This window comes from Streptomyces sp. NPDC057963 (assembly GCF_042887155.1).
Taxonomy (GTDB): Bacteria; Actinomycetota; Actinomycetes; order Streptomycetales; family Streptomycetaceae; genus Streptomyces.
The window spans coordinates 282,771-296,692 of sequence record NZ_JBHVPX010000009.1 but is presented as its reverse complement, the minus strand read 5'-3'; the positions used below and the strand labels follow the sequence as shown (position 1 = coordinate 296,692).

The window sequence follows — 13,922 nt, the reverse complement described above, 5'->3', positions numbered from 1 at the left end:
CCGCGCTCGCCCTCAGTTCCCGCCGTCATTCCGGAGCAGCGTCATCAGCTCCCGCGCTCCCGGGCTCATGGTCCGGGCCGCCGGGAGCACCACGGCACTCTCGTAGAACGGCTGCCGAGGCCCTTCGAGCTCCACCGCCACCAGCCCGCGGGCCTCGGGTTTGCGCGAGAAGTGGTGTGGTACCAGCGCGATCCCCAGCCCCTCGTGCACCAGCTCCAGCAGGATGTGCACGTCATTCACCTCCAGCCCCACCGTGCGCCGCGCCCGTGCCTCGGCGAACGCCCTGTCCGCCGCCCGGCGCGGACCCCAGTCCGGATGGAAGTCGATGAAGGACTCACCGGGCAGCTCGCCCCACGCCACGCAGTCCGCCGCCGCGAACCGGTGGTCCGGGGCGCAGAGGACGACCATCGGCTCGCGCGCCAACGGGATGAGCTCGCCACGCCACTCGTCGGGACCGACGGTCGCCGCGAAGGCCACGTCGAGCCGCCCGCCGGCCACCCCGTCGACCAGGCTCGTGGTGCCCTCCTGACGGAGCCGGATCTCCATGAGCGGGTGCTTGCGGTGAAAGGCCGCCAGCAGTCGCGGCAGATGCACCCCGGCCACGCACTGTTCGACGCCGACCGACAGCGTGCCGCGCAGCAGCCCCCGTACCGCGTCGACGGCGTCCCGCGCCGCGCGTGCCCCCGCAAGGGTGCGCTCGGCCTCCACCAGCAGGGCGCGGCCCGCCTCGGTCAGCCGCACGCTGCGTGTGGTGCGGCTGAAGAGCGGGGTCCGGAGCTCCTGCTCCAGGGCCCGGACGGAGGCGGACAGACCGGACTGCGACACGGCGAGGCGCTCGGCGGCACGAGTGAAGTGCTGCTCCTCGGCGACGGCGACGAAGTGTTCCAGCTGGCGCAGTTCCATGATTGAGAAAGGTAGTCGCTGAATGCCAGCAGAATCTCCTGTTGGACTGCTGGATCGTTGTGGGCGAACCTGGGACCCCGCGCACCGCCCCACCCTCCCCCTTGTCTTCCCGTGGAGTCCGCATGTACCTCCCCTCCGCCGACCGCTACCACGCCATGCCCTATCGGCGCACCGGCCGCAGCGGCCTGCTGCTGCCCGCGCTCTCCCTCGGCCTGTGGCACAACTTCGGCAGCGACCGCACGCCGGAGACCCAAGGGCAGATCCTGCGCCGGGCCTTCGATCTCGGCATCACCCACTTCGACCTCGCCAACAACTACGGACCGCCGCCCGGCGCCGCCGAGACCACGATGGGGCGCGCGCTGAGGTCGGACTTCGCCCGGCTCCGGGACGAGCTCGTCATCTCGACCAAGGCGGGCTACCTGATGGGGGAGGGTCCCTACGGGGAGTGGGGGTCCAGGAAGAATCTGCTCGCGTCGCTGGACCGGAGCCTCAACAGGCTCGGCCTCGCCTACGTCGACATCTTCTACTCCCACCGCCCCGACCCCGCGACCCCGCTCGAAGAGACGATGGGGGCGCTCGACTCGGCGGTACGGCAGGGCAAGGCGCTCTACGCCGGCATCTCCAACTACTCGCCGGAGCAGACCCGGGAGGCCGCCCGGATCCTCAAGGAGCTGGGCACCCCGCTCCTCATCCACCAGCCGCGCTACTCGATGCTGGACCGGCGGGTCGAGGACGGTCTGCTCACGGCGCTGGACGAGTTGGGCACCGGCTCGATCGCCTACTCGCCGCTGGAGCAGGGCATCCTCTCCGACCGCTATCTGCACGGCATTCCGGCAGGCTCGCGGGCGGCGGGCGACAGCCCCTTCCTGACGCCCGATTCGGTCACTCCGGAGCTGGTGGAGCGGTTGCGGGCGCTCGACGAGGTGGCTTCCGCGCGCGGGCAGTCCCTGGCGCAGATGGCGCTCGCGTGGGTGCTGCGGGGCGGCCGGATCACCTCCGCCGTGGTCGGGGCGAGCAGCGTCGCCCAGCTGGAGAACAGCGTCGAGGCGGTGCGGAATCTGGCGTTCGACGACGAGGAGCTGGCCCGGATCGAGGCGATCCTCCGGGGCCCGGACGCGGGCTGAGCCGTCCGGCTCCTCCTCCTCGGGGCGGCGTCGGGGCGGCGTCGGGTCGGCCGGAATGATCGAGCGCACGGCTGTCGTGGCGGGCATGATGGCCCGATGCAGGACGACACGAGAACGTACCCCTCACAGGTGGGCGACGAACGTACGTCGCTGAGCGGCTTCCTCCAGTTCCAGCGCGAGACGCTGGCCATGAAGTGCGCCGGGCTCACGCCCGAGGAGCTGAAGCGGAGGGCCGTGCCCTCTACGGGCCTGACCCTGCTCGGGCTGGTCCGCCATCTCGCCGAGGTGGAGCGCTCATGGTTCCGCCGCGTGCTGAAGGACGAGGTGGCCCCGCCGCACTGGCCGGGGCCGGGTCCGGGTGAGTTCGCCGAGTTCAAGGTCGAAACCGCCGACCCGGACGAGGCGTTCAGGATCTGGCACGAGGAGTGCGCGCGTTCCCGCGCCGCCGTGGAGGCCGCCGAGTCCCTCGACATCACCGGCGCCTACGGCGACGAGGTGTTCTCGCTGCGTTACATCCTCACCCACATGATCGAGGAGTACGCGCGGCACAACGGCCACGCGGACCTGCTCAGGGAGGGCATCGACGGAGCCACCGGGGAGTGAACACCCGCAGGTTCTCAGATGGTTGAGGCCAGGTCGGCGTAGCGGTGGGCCCAGGGCAGCGCCTCCTCCAGGGCCGCCGACAGACCGAACAGGAGGTCTTCGCGGCCCCATCCGGCCGTGAGTGAGACCCCCAGCGGCAGGCCCTCGGAACTCCACCCCAGCGGAAGGCTGACGACCGGGAATCCGGTGGCGTTCCCGATGACCGTGTTGCCCGTGAAGGCCGTCATCGCGGCCAGCTCCGCCACCGGATCGGCGTCGTCGCGGAGCTGGCCGACGAGGGTCGGCGGGGCCGTCACGGTCGGGGTGACGACGATGTCCGCGTCCGCGTAGTCGAGTGTCCAGGCCCGCGCGCGGGCCTGGACCGCACCGATCGCGGCGGCCAGCTCGCCCGAGGTCAACTGCTGCGACCGGGAGCGGAGATGGCGGACGATCGGGCGCAGGGCCGCCTCGTCGAGCGCCATGGTCCTGGACCCGACCAGCGCGGTGAACATCACCTGGAAGCCGTCGGTGAGCTCGGGGTCCGGCTTCTGGTCCCGGGCGAAGACGGTATGGCCGAGTCCGGCCAGTGTGCGGGCGGTGAGTTCGGCGGCGGCGGCGACCTCGGCGTCCACCGGCGCCCCCGAGACCGAGCCCTGTGCGAGCGCCACCCGCAGCCGCGGGACGGGTGCGTCGCAGGCCAGCTCGTAGCTCTCGGCGCGGCGCGGATGCACGGTGCCGGCTCCGGTACGGGTGGTCAGCGCGTCGAGGAACGCGGCCGTGTCGCGCACGGTACGGGCGAGCGGCCCCTTCACGGAGAGCCCCATCCCGTCGTCGCCGTTCGGGCCCGCCGTGACGAGCCCGCGGCTCGGTTTCAGCCCGACCACACCGCAGGCGCTCGCGGGGGAGCGCACGGAACCGGCGCTGTCGCTGCCCTGGGCGATCGGCACCAGCAGAGCCCCGACCGCGGCCGCCGCGCCGCCACTGCTGCCGGCCGCGCTGCGGGTGACGTCGAACGGGCTGCGCGCGGGGGCGGACACCGCGGGCTCGCTGTAGCAGGCGGCCCCGAACTCGGGGACGGTCGTCTTGCCGAGGCTGATCAGCCCGGCGTCGGCCATGACGTCGACGATCTCGTCGTTGTGTTCGGGGATCCAGTCGCGGAACAGCGCGGAACCCAGTGTGGTGCGCACACCCGCGGTGGCCTCCAGGTCCTTGACTGCGGTCGGCACGCCGAACAGGCGCGGCAGCCCGGTGCGGTCCGACGTACGCAGGGTGTGTCCCGCCGCGGCCGCGGCAGCGCGGGCCCGGTCCGCCGACACGGTGGTGAACGCCCCCACCCGGTCGCCGCTCGCGATCCGGTCCAGCAGATGGTCCACGACTTCGGCGGGGGTCGTGTCACCGCGCTCGTAGGCGGCGGCCAGTTGGAGAGCCGTGAGGTCGTGCAACTGCGCCATGGATGCTCCCATTGATGTTTCGTTACGCGTATCGATATGGTGGCGGCATGGTGGTCGAGAAGGCAAGCACTCGGAAGAACGGCCGTCCCAGGGCGGTGACGCTCGACGCGATCCTGGACGCGGCCACGGAGATCGCCGACGACCGGGGACTCGACGCGGTGACCTTCCGTGTGGTGGCCGACCGGCTGGGGGTGTCACCGATGGCGATCCACCGCACGACGGGCGGCATCGACGCGCTCCAGCACGCGCTGGTGTCCCGGATCGTCGGTGAGGTGACCGGAGCCGTGGACTGGCCGGACGACTGGCGCGGCGTCGTCCGGCTGTTCGCCGAGACGCTCCACGACCTGCTCATGCGGCACCCCGTCGTCCTCGAAGCACATCGCCGTGCCTCCCTCGTCGGCCCCGGCGCGGACGACGTCGCACTGCGGGTCGTCAGGGCGCTGGGGGCCGCGGGGCTCGACGAGGCGTCCGCCGTGTACGCGTACGGCACCCTGCACGACTTCGTCACCGGCCATGTGGCGATCCGCCTCGGCCGCGGCGACCTGGAACTGATGCAGATCCCGCCCGAGCGCCGGGCGGTGTCGGTGTTCGCCGACCACCACGACTACGGCCGCCGGTTCGCCTACGGCCTCGACCTCGTCATCGGCGGGATCGCCGCCGCTGCCACGACCCCCGTACCGTACGAGGAGCAGAGATGACCCCCGCCTTGCAGGACCTGCCCGAGACGGTCCGGCTGACGGCCCCCGGCGGCCGCCGTATCGCGTACTGCTCGTACGGTGACCCCGCCGCCCCGCCCGTGATCGTGCTGCACGGCACCCCGGGCAGCCGCTACGAGGGCGTCGCGCTGCGGCAGACCGCGACGGACGCGGGCATTCGTCTGATCTTCCCGGACCGCCCCGGATACGGCGAGACCGATCCGGTGCCCGGCCGTGGTTTCCACCGCTGGAACGACGACTTCGTGACCCTGCTCGACCACCTCGGCCGGGAACGGGCAACGCTGGTGGCGATCTCCGGCGGCGGCGGATACGCGCTGTCCGCGGCCCAGTCCCACCCCGGCCGGATCACGAAGCTGATCCTGGCCTGCGCGGCCGTTCCCGGAGCGCCCAAGGAGGCGTACGCACGCCGGATCCCGTTGGTGGCGTGGGCGAACCGCATCGTCCGCTGGGCCCCGCCGGTCGGCCGCTCGATGCTCGCGGGAACAGGGATCTTCAAGCAGATGAGGAACCGCGAGCCAAACCTCTCCGGCTGGCCCCGGGCCGACCGGCTGGTCATGAGCACCCCCGAGTTCCGGGCACTGTCCGACCTGGACACGACCGAGGCCCGGCGCCAGGGCATGGACGCGGCCGTGACCGATCTGGCCGGCTACTCCCGCCCGCTGCCCGACCCGCTGAGCACGGTCTCCGTACCGACCGTGTTCCTCCACGGCGACGCGGACGGCAACGTCCCCATCGAGGTGGCGCGTTGGGCACACGCCCAGATCGCCGGCGCCGAACTGCACACCATCCCCGACGGCGGGCACCTCTTCCTCATGGAGGACGCGGAACCGCTGGTCCGGGAACTGACCTGAACGTGGTGTGCGCGGTGTTCGCAGTGTGACGATGGCCGCCATGACATGGACAGCACCCCGCATCGAACGCACGACGGCCGACGGCGACCAGCTGAACGTTCCCAGCACCGCGGACGAGCGCGTGCTGCTGGAGGGCTGGCTCCGATGGCATCGCGAGACGCTGCTCACCAAGTGCGCCGGACTCGGCCCGGCGCAACTGGCCCGCACCGCCGCCGAACCGTCGAACCTCACGCTCCTCGGCCTGGTCCGGCACATGGCGGAGATCGAACGCTGGTGGTTCCGGCGGAGTTTCGCGGGTGAGCCGATCGGTGACCTCTTCACCGGTCCCGACGACGGGGACGAGGGCATCGACGGCGTCGACGCCGCGCACGCGGAACGCGACTACGCCGCGTTCCGTGCCGAGGTCGTGGCGTGCGAGGCCGCCGCGGCCGGGCACGGTCTCGACGAGACCTTCCAGTCGACGACCCGTGGCCGGCCCGTCAGCCTCCGCTGGGTGTACCTGGTGATGATCCAGGAGTACGCCCGCCACAACGGCCACGCCGACCTGCTGCGCGAACGGACCGACGGTGCCACGGGCGACTACCCCGCAGCGGACTGACGGGACTGAGCGGACTGAGCGGGCTGAGCGGACTGACGGGGCTGAGCGGGACCGACGGGGCTGAGCGGGACTGGGCATGGTTCCGTACTCCGTCGACGATCGACGAGGAGTACGGAACCATCCCTCACCCGTCGGTCCCGGGCGGATACACCGCCGCGTACGCCGACCGGAAGAGGGCGGTGACCTCCTGGCCGCTGAGCCCCTGGACCCGGGCCTCGTCCAGCCACGCGGCGAGCGAGGCGCGCAAGGGGGAGTCGGGGTCCTCCTGGGCCGTGGTGAGGGAGCGGGTGATGAAGGTGCCCGCCCCCTGCCGTACCTCGGCGAGACCCGCGCGCTCCAGCTCGCGGTACGCCTTGAGGGTCGTGTTCGGGTTGACCTTGGTCTCCGCCGCGACCTGTGCCGCCGTGGGCAGCCGGTCCCCCTCCTCCAGGGCGCCCATGCGCAGCGCCTGTTCGACCTGCCGCACGATCTGGAGGTACGTTGCCACCCCGCTGCGTCTGTCGATGCGGAACACGACCACCGTCTTCACCTCCCGTTGGACTGCCGAAACGATATGCACCTGCGGTGGCAGGTCCTAGAGGGGGCTCCGGGAGACCCGCCACAGGGCGAACGCGGTGAGTACGGCGGCGGCCGCGAGCAGGATGCCCGCCCCGGTCCACTGCATGGACGGCATCTGGTCGAAACCGAGGTACTCGTAGACGTTGTTGACGATGCCGTGCTCCTTGATGCAGGCGTTCGAGGCAGCCTCGGTGGTCTTGCTGCACAGCCCCCAGCCGTAGAGATGCCCGTCGGCGGAGCCGATCCAGCGGTCCAGCTCGTGCGACTCGTTCAGCTGTGCGGGCATGTCGGCATCGAGCGGGTAGGTGAGCGTGCGCGACGGCGCGAGGTACACGCGCAGTTCGCCCCAGAGGACCTCGACGAATCCGGCGAAGACGAACGTGACCGCCATGGCCACGACGACTCGGCGCAGCAGCATGCCGATGGTGATGCCGGCGGCGGTCAGGAAGAGGCACAGCGCGGGGAGTACCGGACCGGTGTTGTCGAAGATCTGCCCATCCGGCCACAGGCTGGGGAACACCGAACGGTAGGGCTTCCACCACCAGGTGAAGAAGGCCGAGAGCACCGCGCTGGATACGATCACCGCCCCGTAGCACCAGGCGAGCTTCGCCGTCAGCCAGCGGCGGCGGGACACGGACTGGGTGGTGATCAGCTGCGCGGTGCCGTGTTCCTGATCGCCCGCGACCAGCGGGGCGCCGAGGAAGACGGCGAGGATCACGGGCAGCCCGCTCAGGGCGGTGAGGGTGAGGCTGAGCCCTGTCGACGAGTACGTCGGCTGTGCCGGCTGCTTCTCCGGCCAGCCGGCCGCTTCGAGCGCCTGGGTCATCTCTCCGCGCTGGTAGACGAGCCAGATCGAGCCGAGAACCATCACGGCCAGCAGGGAGAGCAGTGCGGCCCGGTGCTGGCGTACGACGAGCCAGTTCAGCCCGCGCAGCAGGCGGGGCCCGGGCGTCCGGCCGGTCCGGGGGGTGTCGGTCAGGGTGGCGCTCATGAGCTGTGGATTCCTTCGGCCTCGATGCGGGCACCGGGTGTGTACAAGGGGGGCACGTCCGGCGAGCGGAGATGTGCCAGGAGGACTTCCTCCAGACTGGGTTCGGCGACGACCCAGTCGGCCCGCAGCGGGCCGTTCGTCCGCACCAGCGCGTGGAACTGCCTTCCCTGGACGCGGATTTCGATCACCGTGTGGGGGGCCAGCAGGTCGGCCGGGTTCCCGTCCGTGACGAGCCCCGTCACCAGCGCGTGCGCCGGGACGAGCGCGTCCGCGTCGCCCGCCATCCGGATCTTGCCATCGGCGAGGACCAGCAGGTAGTCGCACATGTCCTCCAGTTCGGACAGCATGTGCGAGGACATCACCACGGTCGTGCCGCGCTCGACGGCCTCCGACATCAGGAGAGTGCTCATGTCGTGGCGGGCCAGCGGGTCGAGGTCGGACATCGGCTCGTCGAGCAGCAGCAGATCGGGCCGCTTGCCGAAGGCGAGCGCGAACGCGACGCGGGTGCGCTGGCCACCGGAGAGAGTGCCCACACGGGCGTTCATCGGCACCTGGCCCGACCGCACGATCCGCTCCGCCGCGGCCATGTCCCAGTCCGGGTTGAGCTCGCTGCCCAGGCGCAGCGTCTCGGCCACGGTGAACCGCTTGAACAACGGCTTGTCCTGCCCCAGGAACGCGAATCGCGGCATCACCGAGGGATCGTCCACCGGCACGCCGAAGAGACGGAGTTCACCGTCCGTCGGCTGCACCTGTCGGGTCGCGAGCCCCAACAGGGTGCTCTTTCCTGCCCCGTTGGGGCCGACGAGTCCGCAGATCCGCCCGGCCGGCAGCCGGAACGAGCAGTCGCGCAGCGCCCAGCCGCGACGGTAGCGCTTACCCAGGCCGCGGGCCTCCAGCGCCCAGGCACCGGATGTGCCGCCCGGAGTCAATGCGTCTGCCATGCACTTCGCCTCAATTCCATTAGTCAATTAATGGAATCATGGTCTTGGTGGTGGAGGACTGTCAAGGCGAGGCGGAGGGGCCTGCCCGCCGCCTGGGTGTGAAATGCCTGGAATGCCCCCGTTCGGGGTGCGGCTCGCGAAGGTCTGGCCACACACGGCGGTCGATGCCGGTTCCACCGGGGTGGACCACTGCTCGGTGGACGAGGGGCAATGTGGTTGGCCGCCCGGCCGAGTACGTGCTCAGCGAAGGGGGCGACGGTGATCCCGGCGTGAACGGCGTTACGGAGCCGATCGATCCGAGTGGGGGCGGCGCGGTTGGAAGTACGTGCCCGGTGTGACGCCGGTCTCGCGCCTGAAGGCTGCGACGAACGCGCTGACGGTCTCGTAGCCGACGGCCCGTGACACCCGGTTCAGCGGCTCGCCTGCAGCCAGGGCGGGCAGCGCCGCGTTGAGACGGACGAGCATGCGCCATCGGCCGAACGGCATACCGGCACCGGACAGAAACAGCCGGGCGAGCGTGCGGCCCGAGGCGCCGACCCGGCGGCCCCAGGCATCGAGCGAGAGCCCGCAGGCGGGATCGTCGAGGAGTGCCTGGGCGACCTCACGGGCGCGCGGGTCGGCCGGTAGGGGAGTGTCGAGTGTGGTCACGGCCACCGGCTTGAGCAGATCGAGGAGCAGTGCCTCGCCGTGTGCCCGGCGTGCGCCGTCAAGGCTCGGATCGTCCAGGAAGAGGATGAGTTCCGCGAGCAGCCGGGGGACCTCGACCGGCTGGGGTGCGGTCCATGGGCCCGCGTCGCCCGCCGGCGCCGCGGAGAGGTAGAGCGACGTCATGGTGCTGTGGCTCGCCGAGAGCACCTCGTGCGGCACTCCGGCCGGGAGCCACAGCGCCCGTGTGGTCGGCAGTACCCAGGTCCGCGCGTCCGCATCGACCGTGAGTGTGCCGCTGGAGGCCCAGGCCAGCTGGTGCCTCTGGTGGGTGTGCCGATTGAACCGTGTCCCCGCCGGCATCGGGAAGGTGCCGATGAGCACGAGTGCGCCGTCGTGTCCGTTTCTCGACATGGCGTGGAAGGGTACGGCCTTTGAGACGGCGGCGCCGGTCCTTAGCGTTGCCGTCATGAACAAAAGACATGCTGAGCTGTGCGCGAGCCCCGAGTGGGCCGCCCATCTCCAGGACAGTGTGCTCCCGGTCGCCATCGCCCGGGCCGAGCTCGGTAGGGAGATGCTGGAGATCGGCCCCGGTCCGGGGGCTGCGACCGAGTGGCTGCGTACCAGGGTGGAGCGCCTGGTGGCCGTCGAGGTCGAGGCCGAAGCGGCGTCACTCCTGGCCGACCGCTACGCCGGGACGAACGTCGAGATCCACCACGGCAGTGGGGCCGAGCTGGAGTTCGCCGACGACTCGTTCGACTCGGCGGCGTCGTTCACGATGCTGCACCACGTGCCGACAGCGGCGCTCCAGAACCGACTGCTGGGTGAGATCTTGCGGGTCCTCAGGCCGGGCGGCGTCCTCGTCGGCTCCGACAGCCTTCCGAGCCATTCGCTCCACGAGTTCCACGAGGACGACATCTACAACCCGGTGGAGCCGGCCGCTTTTCTCGTACGCCTTCAGACGCTGGGGTACGTCGACATCACGCTCGGTGTGAGTGACCGCCTGACGTTCTCGGCCCACAAGCCCGCACCGAAGGAAGACGACGCATGAGCGAGGCCACCGGTGTGCAGGAGCAGTCGGCGGGCAGCCGGTTGCGGCGGTAGGCCCTGGGCGGGGACCCGGACCGGCCGGCGACGGCGGCCGAGGGCTGCGCGATCGCCGAGGGGTGGAGAACCACAGGCGGGCGTCGTTTGAGGCGCGGGCGCGGGCAGGGGGCAGGGGAGGCGATCGGACGATGCGGAGGGTTGAGCGCGCGACCGAGGTCCGCCACCCCGAGGTGTTCCGTGACATCTACCACCAGGTTTATCGAGAGCCGCCGTACGACGAGGACGCCGCGGCCGCGGACGCGTTCGCCGAGCGGTTGGCCGGACACGCGGCACTGTCCGGCTTCTCAAAAATTAGAAATCCGATAAGCCGACTCGGAAATCCCGTCAATCGCTGTGCTGTCGACCCTCGCGATGGGGCGAATCCCGAGCGCCGCCCGGCGCCACATGGTGGTTCGCCGTAGATATGGCAAGAATACGATCGGCTCCCCTCGCTGGGCCCAATCTGGACATCCGGGGGTGCATTCCAGTCGAGGGCTATAAAGCAGATTGCCCTGCACCACAGTTTCACGGGACCGTTGTTGCGTAAGTGCCAGACGATGCGACGTGATGGTCGTACTGTGGAGTTCGTCGAATGCTTGTTCAGCGCGATGCCGCCCGCGCTGGCTGCGAAGTGAGCTCTCGGTTCGGCATTCGAAACAAGGAGAACTTGTGATCTCAAAAACGACGAGGGCCGCGCGTTCCATGGCCGTGGCGTTCGCCGCAGCCGCCACGTTCACCATGACCATGCCGACCAGCAACGCTTTCGCCATCGATCACGTCGCTTGTCGCGGCGGAGAGAACTTCTTGAAGATCTGGTCGCACAGCGACGGGCGTGAGAGCGTGGACTGCTACGCGAACCGCGGGAAGACCTCCTTCGGCGGGTGGTGGATCGACAAGATCTCCACGGGGAACAACGACTTGATCTACTACGACGCCAATGGTGATTCGGTGAAAATCGAACGGTGGCACGAGATCTCTTTCCCGAACCGCCCGCCGAAGGTCAACGCCATCGAAATCCTGTGACGAGCTGACCTCGTTCTTGCATGAGGGCCCGTCAGTATTCTGACGGGCCCTTTAAGTTTGTTCGGGGGCGGAGGTTTCGGGTTGTGGCAGGTCCGTGACCCGGCTGCCCGCGTCGGATGGGCGCCGGCCAATTCCCGGTCCGCGCAGTCCTTCGGGTTCTCCACGGCAATCCGGGACATCAATCGCATGATGGCCGGCTCCTCCTCCATCGACGGACGGACAGCGAGAGTGGTCGTCCTGCACCACATGCGCGATCTGACCTTCCGTGAAGACGACTCCAGGGTTCGCACCGGCGCTCTGCCCCGTACCACAGCCAGCCTGCGCCACCTCACCCTCAGAGTCTTCCGCCGAGACGGCGGGACCAACAACCGCCGCCGCCCTCCGCCGAGCCGGCCGCGCCGCCATCCACCCATGGCTCGTCGAAGCCGGCCGCTCCCATCCCGACGCCGCCATCACCCACCTCGGATCCGCACCTGGTGCCCCCGCCGACCCACGGCCCCCTCCACGGTCCCTCCACGGCGGTGCTGATCTGCAGGAAAGGGGAGGGCAAGCCTGACGGCTGCTCTGCGAAACACCGCCCGTGCCGGCCGGTCAGGACCGCACGAGGATCCCCCTCGCTGATGGCGGGCTGTCTGGGCTCCTCGACTGCGCTGCGGCGAGCGCCCGTAGGTGGGGTAGGCGGGTGGGCAGCGGGGTAGGACTGCGTTCGATTGCCGGGATGACGGCAGTTGGAACGCTCAGCCTGGGCGTCCCTGGATTGATCGAAGGATGAGGCATGGCCAGCGGAACGGTGAAGTGGTTCAACTCCGAGAAGGGCTTCGGCTTCATTGCGCAGGACGGCGGGGGGCCGGATGTCTTTGCGCACTACTCGAACATTTCCGGTAGCGGCTACCGTGAGCTCATTGAGGGCGAGCAGGTGACCTTCGACATCGGGCAGGGGCAGAAGGGCCCGCAGGCGGAGAACATCGTCCGCGGCTGAGACGGCGGCACGGCAGGCGCGGAGGGTGTCGTCGCATGCACACCCTTCGCTCCGGAGACGAGACCCGGGGCCCGTCGGAAAGCAGTGTGTCTGCCGCTGCGCGGGTTGCTCTCAATGGACCTGGCACCGCAATGGCCTGCTCGTACTGAGCAGCGCCAGGGCGGGGCCGGGCAGGCGGGCTGCCTCATGGGTGCCCGGGTCCGTCGCACCCGGTCCGAGGTCCGTGGCGGTCAGCGACGGCTGGATGCCGACCGGACGACGGGCGAGCCTGCGCCTTCCCGGGGCGGTAACTCCCCATGCGCCGACGGTGGGTGAGGCTGCTCCTCTTCGGCTCTGAGCGCGATGTGCGGATCCCGCGGAGTGTCTTCCCGTGAGCGAAGCACAGATGATTTCGGCGCCGTCCTGACTTTCCGTACTGCCGCTGAGATCGAACCGAGAGTCCCAGGGGCTGGGGTGTCGGCACAGGCTGTGCCGTTCAGTCCTTGGTTGCAGGGGAGCGGATCCGGCTGGCGGTGGCCGGTCGCTTCGAGGGCGGAGCGAAGCACAGGGGGATCGCGGCCCCGCCGCGGGTGAGTGAGCGGTCGGTGGAGCGCCGGTGCCGTCCATGGTGCGGGCGCCAGCGCGATGAACTCGTACGCGCGAAGGGGGAGGAGCAGAGGGAGGAGACGTGGGCTGACGGGGCACTGTTCTTTCGTGCCGTCCCCGCCCTACGCGGTTCGGTATGCCCGGAGAAAGGTCCGCACTCCCTCGACGACGAGTGGCCGGACGCGGGTGTCCTCCGCGGCGTTCGCGGAACCGAGCCTGTCCAGCGCGACGCCGAAGGTCAGCGCGATGAACTGGTCGGCCGCGAGTCGGGGGTCGGGGACGTCGAGCAGCCCGGCCTCGGCGAAGGCGGCGAACCGCTCGGCAATCGCCTCGTCGGGGGTGTCGGCCATGGGGTTGTAGCCCCCGTGCGACAGGTGGCCGGATTCCACGCGGACCAGTCGTTGCAGCGTTGCGTACTCGGCCGAGCCGAGCATGTCGGTCGCGATGCGCATCGAGAACGTGACCAGGGCGTCCTCGAGCTCGGCGGCCTTGGTCGGGCCGGTGAGGGTGTCGTCGAGGGTGCGCCGGATCGTGGTGATCAGTGACTGGCCGACGGCGTCGACGACTGCTCGCAGCAGCGTCTGCTTGTCGCCGAAGTAGTCGTAGACCGTCCGCTTGGACACCTCGGCCCGGGCGGCGACCGCGTCGACGCTGGACCGGTCGAAGCCGTCGGCGAGAAACAGTTCCCGGGCCGCCGAGAGGATGGCGGCCCGCTTCCGCGTGGATCCCTCGCGCAGTGTCTTCGTGGTCGGCATGGGCATATCGTAACCGTCCTACACTGCACGGTGTAGTGTAATAATCGGCTCGGCGGGTGCCGCACTCGTCCGCCCGCTCCGTCCGGCGAAGTCGTGCATGCGCCAACTCAGTTAGGGCTTACCCGAGTTCACCC

General features: G+C 70.1%; 15 protein-coding genes. 8 read left to right on the top strand and 7 right to left on the bottom strand.

All coding sequences use genetic code 11. The annotated features are described in order from the left end of the window. Positions 1-12 precede the first annotated feature (12 nt). Positions 13-903, bottom strand: a complete 891-nt coding sequence (locus ACFVT1_RS22855; RefSeq protein ID WP_389798316.1) for a LysR family transcriptional regulator — start codon at positions 901-903, stop codon at positions 13-15. 122 nt (positions 904-1,025) lie between these two features. Here ACFVT1_RS22855 and ACFVT1_RS22850 point away from each other — a divergent pair, with 122 nt between their 5' ends. Both ACFVT1_RS22850 and ACFVT1_RS22845 read left to right on the top strand, forming a co-directional pair. Beyond that, a complete protein-coding gene (locus ACFVT1_RS22850) occupies positions 1,026-2,027 on the top strand; it encodes an aldo/keto reductase (RefSeq protein ID WP_389798313.1) in 1,002 nt (333 codons plus the stop codon). Between the two features lie 96 nt (positions 2,028-2,123). Next, positions 2,124-2,630, top strand: a complete 507-nt coding sequence (locus ACFVT1_RS22845; protein ID WP_389798311.1) for a DinB family protein — start codon at positions 2,124-2,126, stop codon at positions 2,628-2,630. A gap of 14 nt (positions 2,631-2,644) precedes the next feature. Here the strand turns inward: ACFVT1_RS22845 and ACFVT1_RS22840 are convergent, their stop codons facing one another. Beyond that, positions 2,645-4,072 carry an amidase gene (locus ACFVT1_RS22840; protein WP_389798309.1) on the bottom strand — a complete coding sequence of 476 codons (1,428 nt, stop codon included), beginning with the start codon at positions 4,070-4,072 and terminating at the stop codon, positions 2,645-2,647. Positions 4,073-4,107: 35 nt separating this feature from the next. Here ACFVT1_RS22840 and ACFVT1_RS22835 point away from each other — a divergent pair, with 35 nt between their 5' ends. Genes ACFVT1_RS22835 through ACFVT1_RS22825 form a run of 3 tightly spaced genes read left to right on the top strand, consistent with a single transcriptional unit; the run spans position 4,108 to position 6,225 of the window. Then, on the top strand, positions 4,108-4,758 hold the full coding sequence (locus ACFVT1_RS22835; protein WP_389798308.1) for a TetR/AcrR family transcriptional regulator: 651 nt from the start codon (positions 4,108-4,110) through the stop codon (positions 4,756-4,758). Further along, entirely contained in the window at positions 4,755-5,627 is an 873-nt protein-coding gene (locus tag ACFVT1_RS22830; protein ID WP_389798306.1) for an alpha/beta fold hydrolase, read from the top strand. Before ACFVT1_RS22835 ends, ACFVT1_RS22830 begins: the two co-directional genes overlap by 4 nt. Before the next feature lie 40 nt (positions 5,628-5,667). Further along, positions 5,668-6,225: a DinB family protein gene (locus ACFVT1_RS22825; protein WP_389798304.1), complete on the top strand. Its 558-nt coding sequence runs from the start codon at positions 5,668-5,670 to the stop codon at positions 6,223-6,225. 124 nt (positions 6,226-6,349) lie between these two features. On the opposite strand, the gene ACFVT1_RS22820 is transcribed toward ACFVT1_RS22825, so the two are convergent. The 4 genes from ACFVT1_RS22820 to ACFVT1_RS22805 all read right to left on the bottom strand — a co-directional run bounded on the left by ACFVT1_RS22820 (position 6,350) and on the right by ACFVT1_RS22805 (position 9,774). Continuing rightward, complete coding sequence (locus tag ACFVT1_RS22820; RefSeq protein WP_389798302.1) at positions 6,350-6,754, bottom strand: GntR family transcriptional regulator; 405 nt, start codon at positions 6,752-6,754, stop codon at positions 6,350-6,352. 45 nt (positions 6,755-6,799) lie between these two features. Next, positions 6,800-7,774 carry an ABC transporter permease gene (locus ACFVT1_RS22815; protein ID WP_389798301.1) on the bottom strand — a complete coding sequence of 325 codons (975 nt, stop codon included), beginning with the start codon at positions 7,772-7,774 and terminating at the stop codon, positions 6,800-6,802. Beyond that, positions 7,771-8,715 carry an ABC transporter ATP-binding protein gene (locus tag ACFVT1_RS22810; protein ID WP_389798298.1) on the bottom strand — a complete coding sequence of 315 codons (945 nt, stop codon included), beginning with the start codon at positions 8,713-8,715 and terminating at the stop codon, positions 7,771-7,773. Before ACFVT1_RS22810 ends, ACFVT1_RS22815 begins: the two co-directional genes overlap by 4 nt. 279 nt (positions 8,716-8,994) lie before the next feature. Further along, positions 8,995-9,774: an AraC family transcriptional regulator gene (locus ACFVT1_RS22805; RefSeq protein ID WP_389798295.1), complete on the bottom strand. Its 780-nt coding sequence runs from the start codon at positions 9,772-9,774 to the stop codon at positions 8,995-8,997. Between the two features lie 55 nt (positions 9,775-9,829). Between ACFVT1_RS22805 and ACFVT1_RS22800 the strand changes: the two genes are divergently transcribed. The 3 genes from ACFVT1_RS22800 to ACFVT1_RS22790 all read left to right on the top strand — a co-directional run bounded on the left by ACFVT1_RS22800 (position 9,830) and on the right by ACFVT1_RS22790 (position 12,448). Beyond that, on the top strand, positions 9,830-10,411 hold the full coding sequence (locus ACFVT1_RS22800) for a class I SAM-dependent methyltransferase (protein WP_389798293.1): 582 nt from the start codon (positions 9,830-9,832) through the stop codon (positions 10,409-10,411). Between the two features lie 704 nt (positions 10,412-11,115). Continuing rightward, on the top strand, positions 11,116-11,469 hold the full coding sequence (locus ACFVT1_RS22795) for a beta/gamma crystallin domain-containing protein (RefSeq protein WP_389798290.1): 354 nt from the start codon (positions 11,116-11,118) through the stop codon (positions 11,467-11,469). A 775-nt stretch (positions 11,470-12,244) separates the two neighbouring features. Beyond that, on the top strand, positions 12,245-12,448 hold the full coding sequence (locus ACFVT1_RS22790; protein ID WP_389798287.1) for a cold-shock protein: 204 nt from the start codon (positions 12,245-12,247) through the stop codon (positions 12,446-12,448). 707 nt (positions 12,449-13,155) lie between these two features. On the opposite strand, the gene ACFVT1_RS22785 is transcribed toward ACFVT1_RS22790, so the two are convergent. Then, positions 13,156-13,788, bottom strand: coding sequence for a TetR/AcrR family transcriptional regulator (locus ACFVT1_RS22785; protein ID WP_389798284.1), 633 nt, complete (start codon positions 13,786-13,788; stop codon positions 13,156-13,158). Between the last annotated feature and the right edge of the window lie 134 nt (positions 13,789-13,922).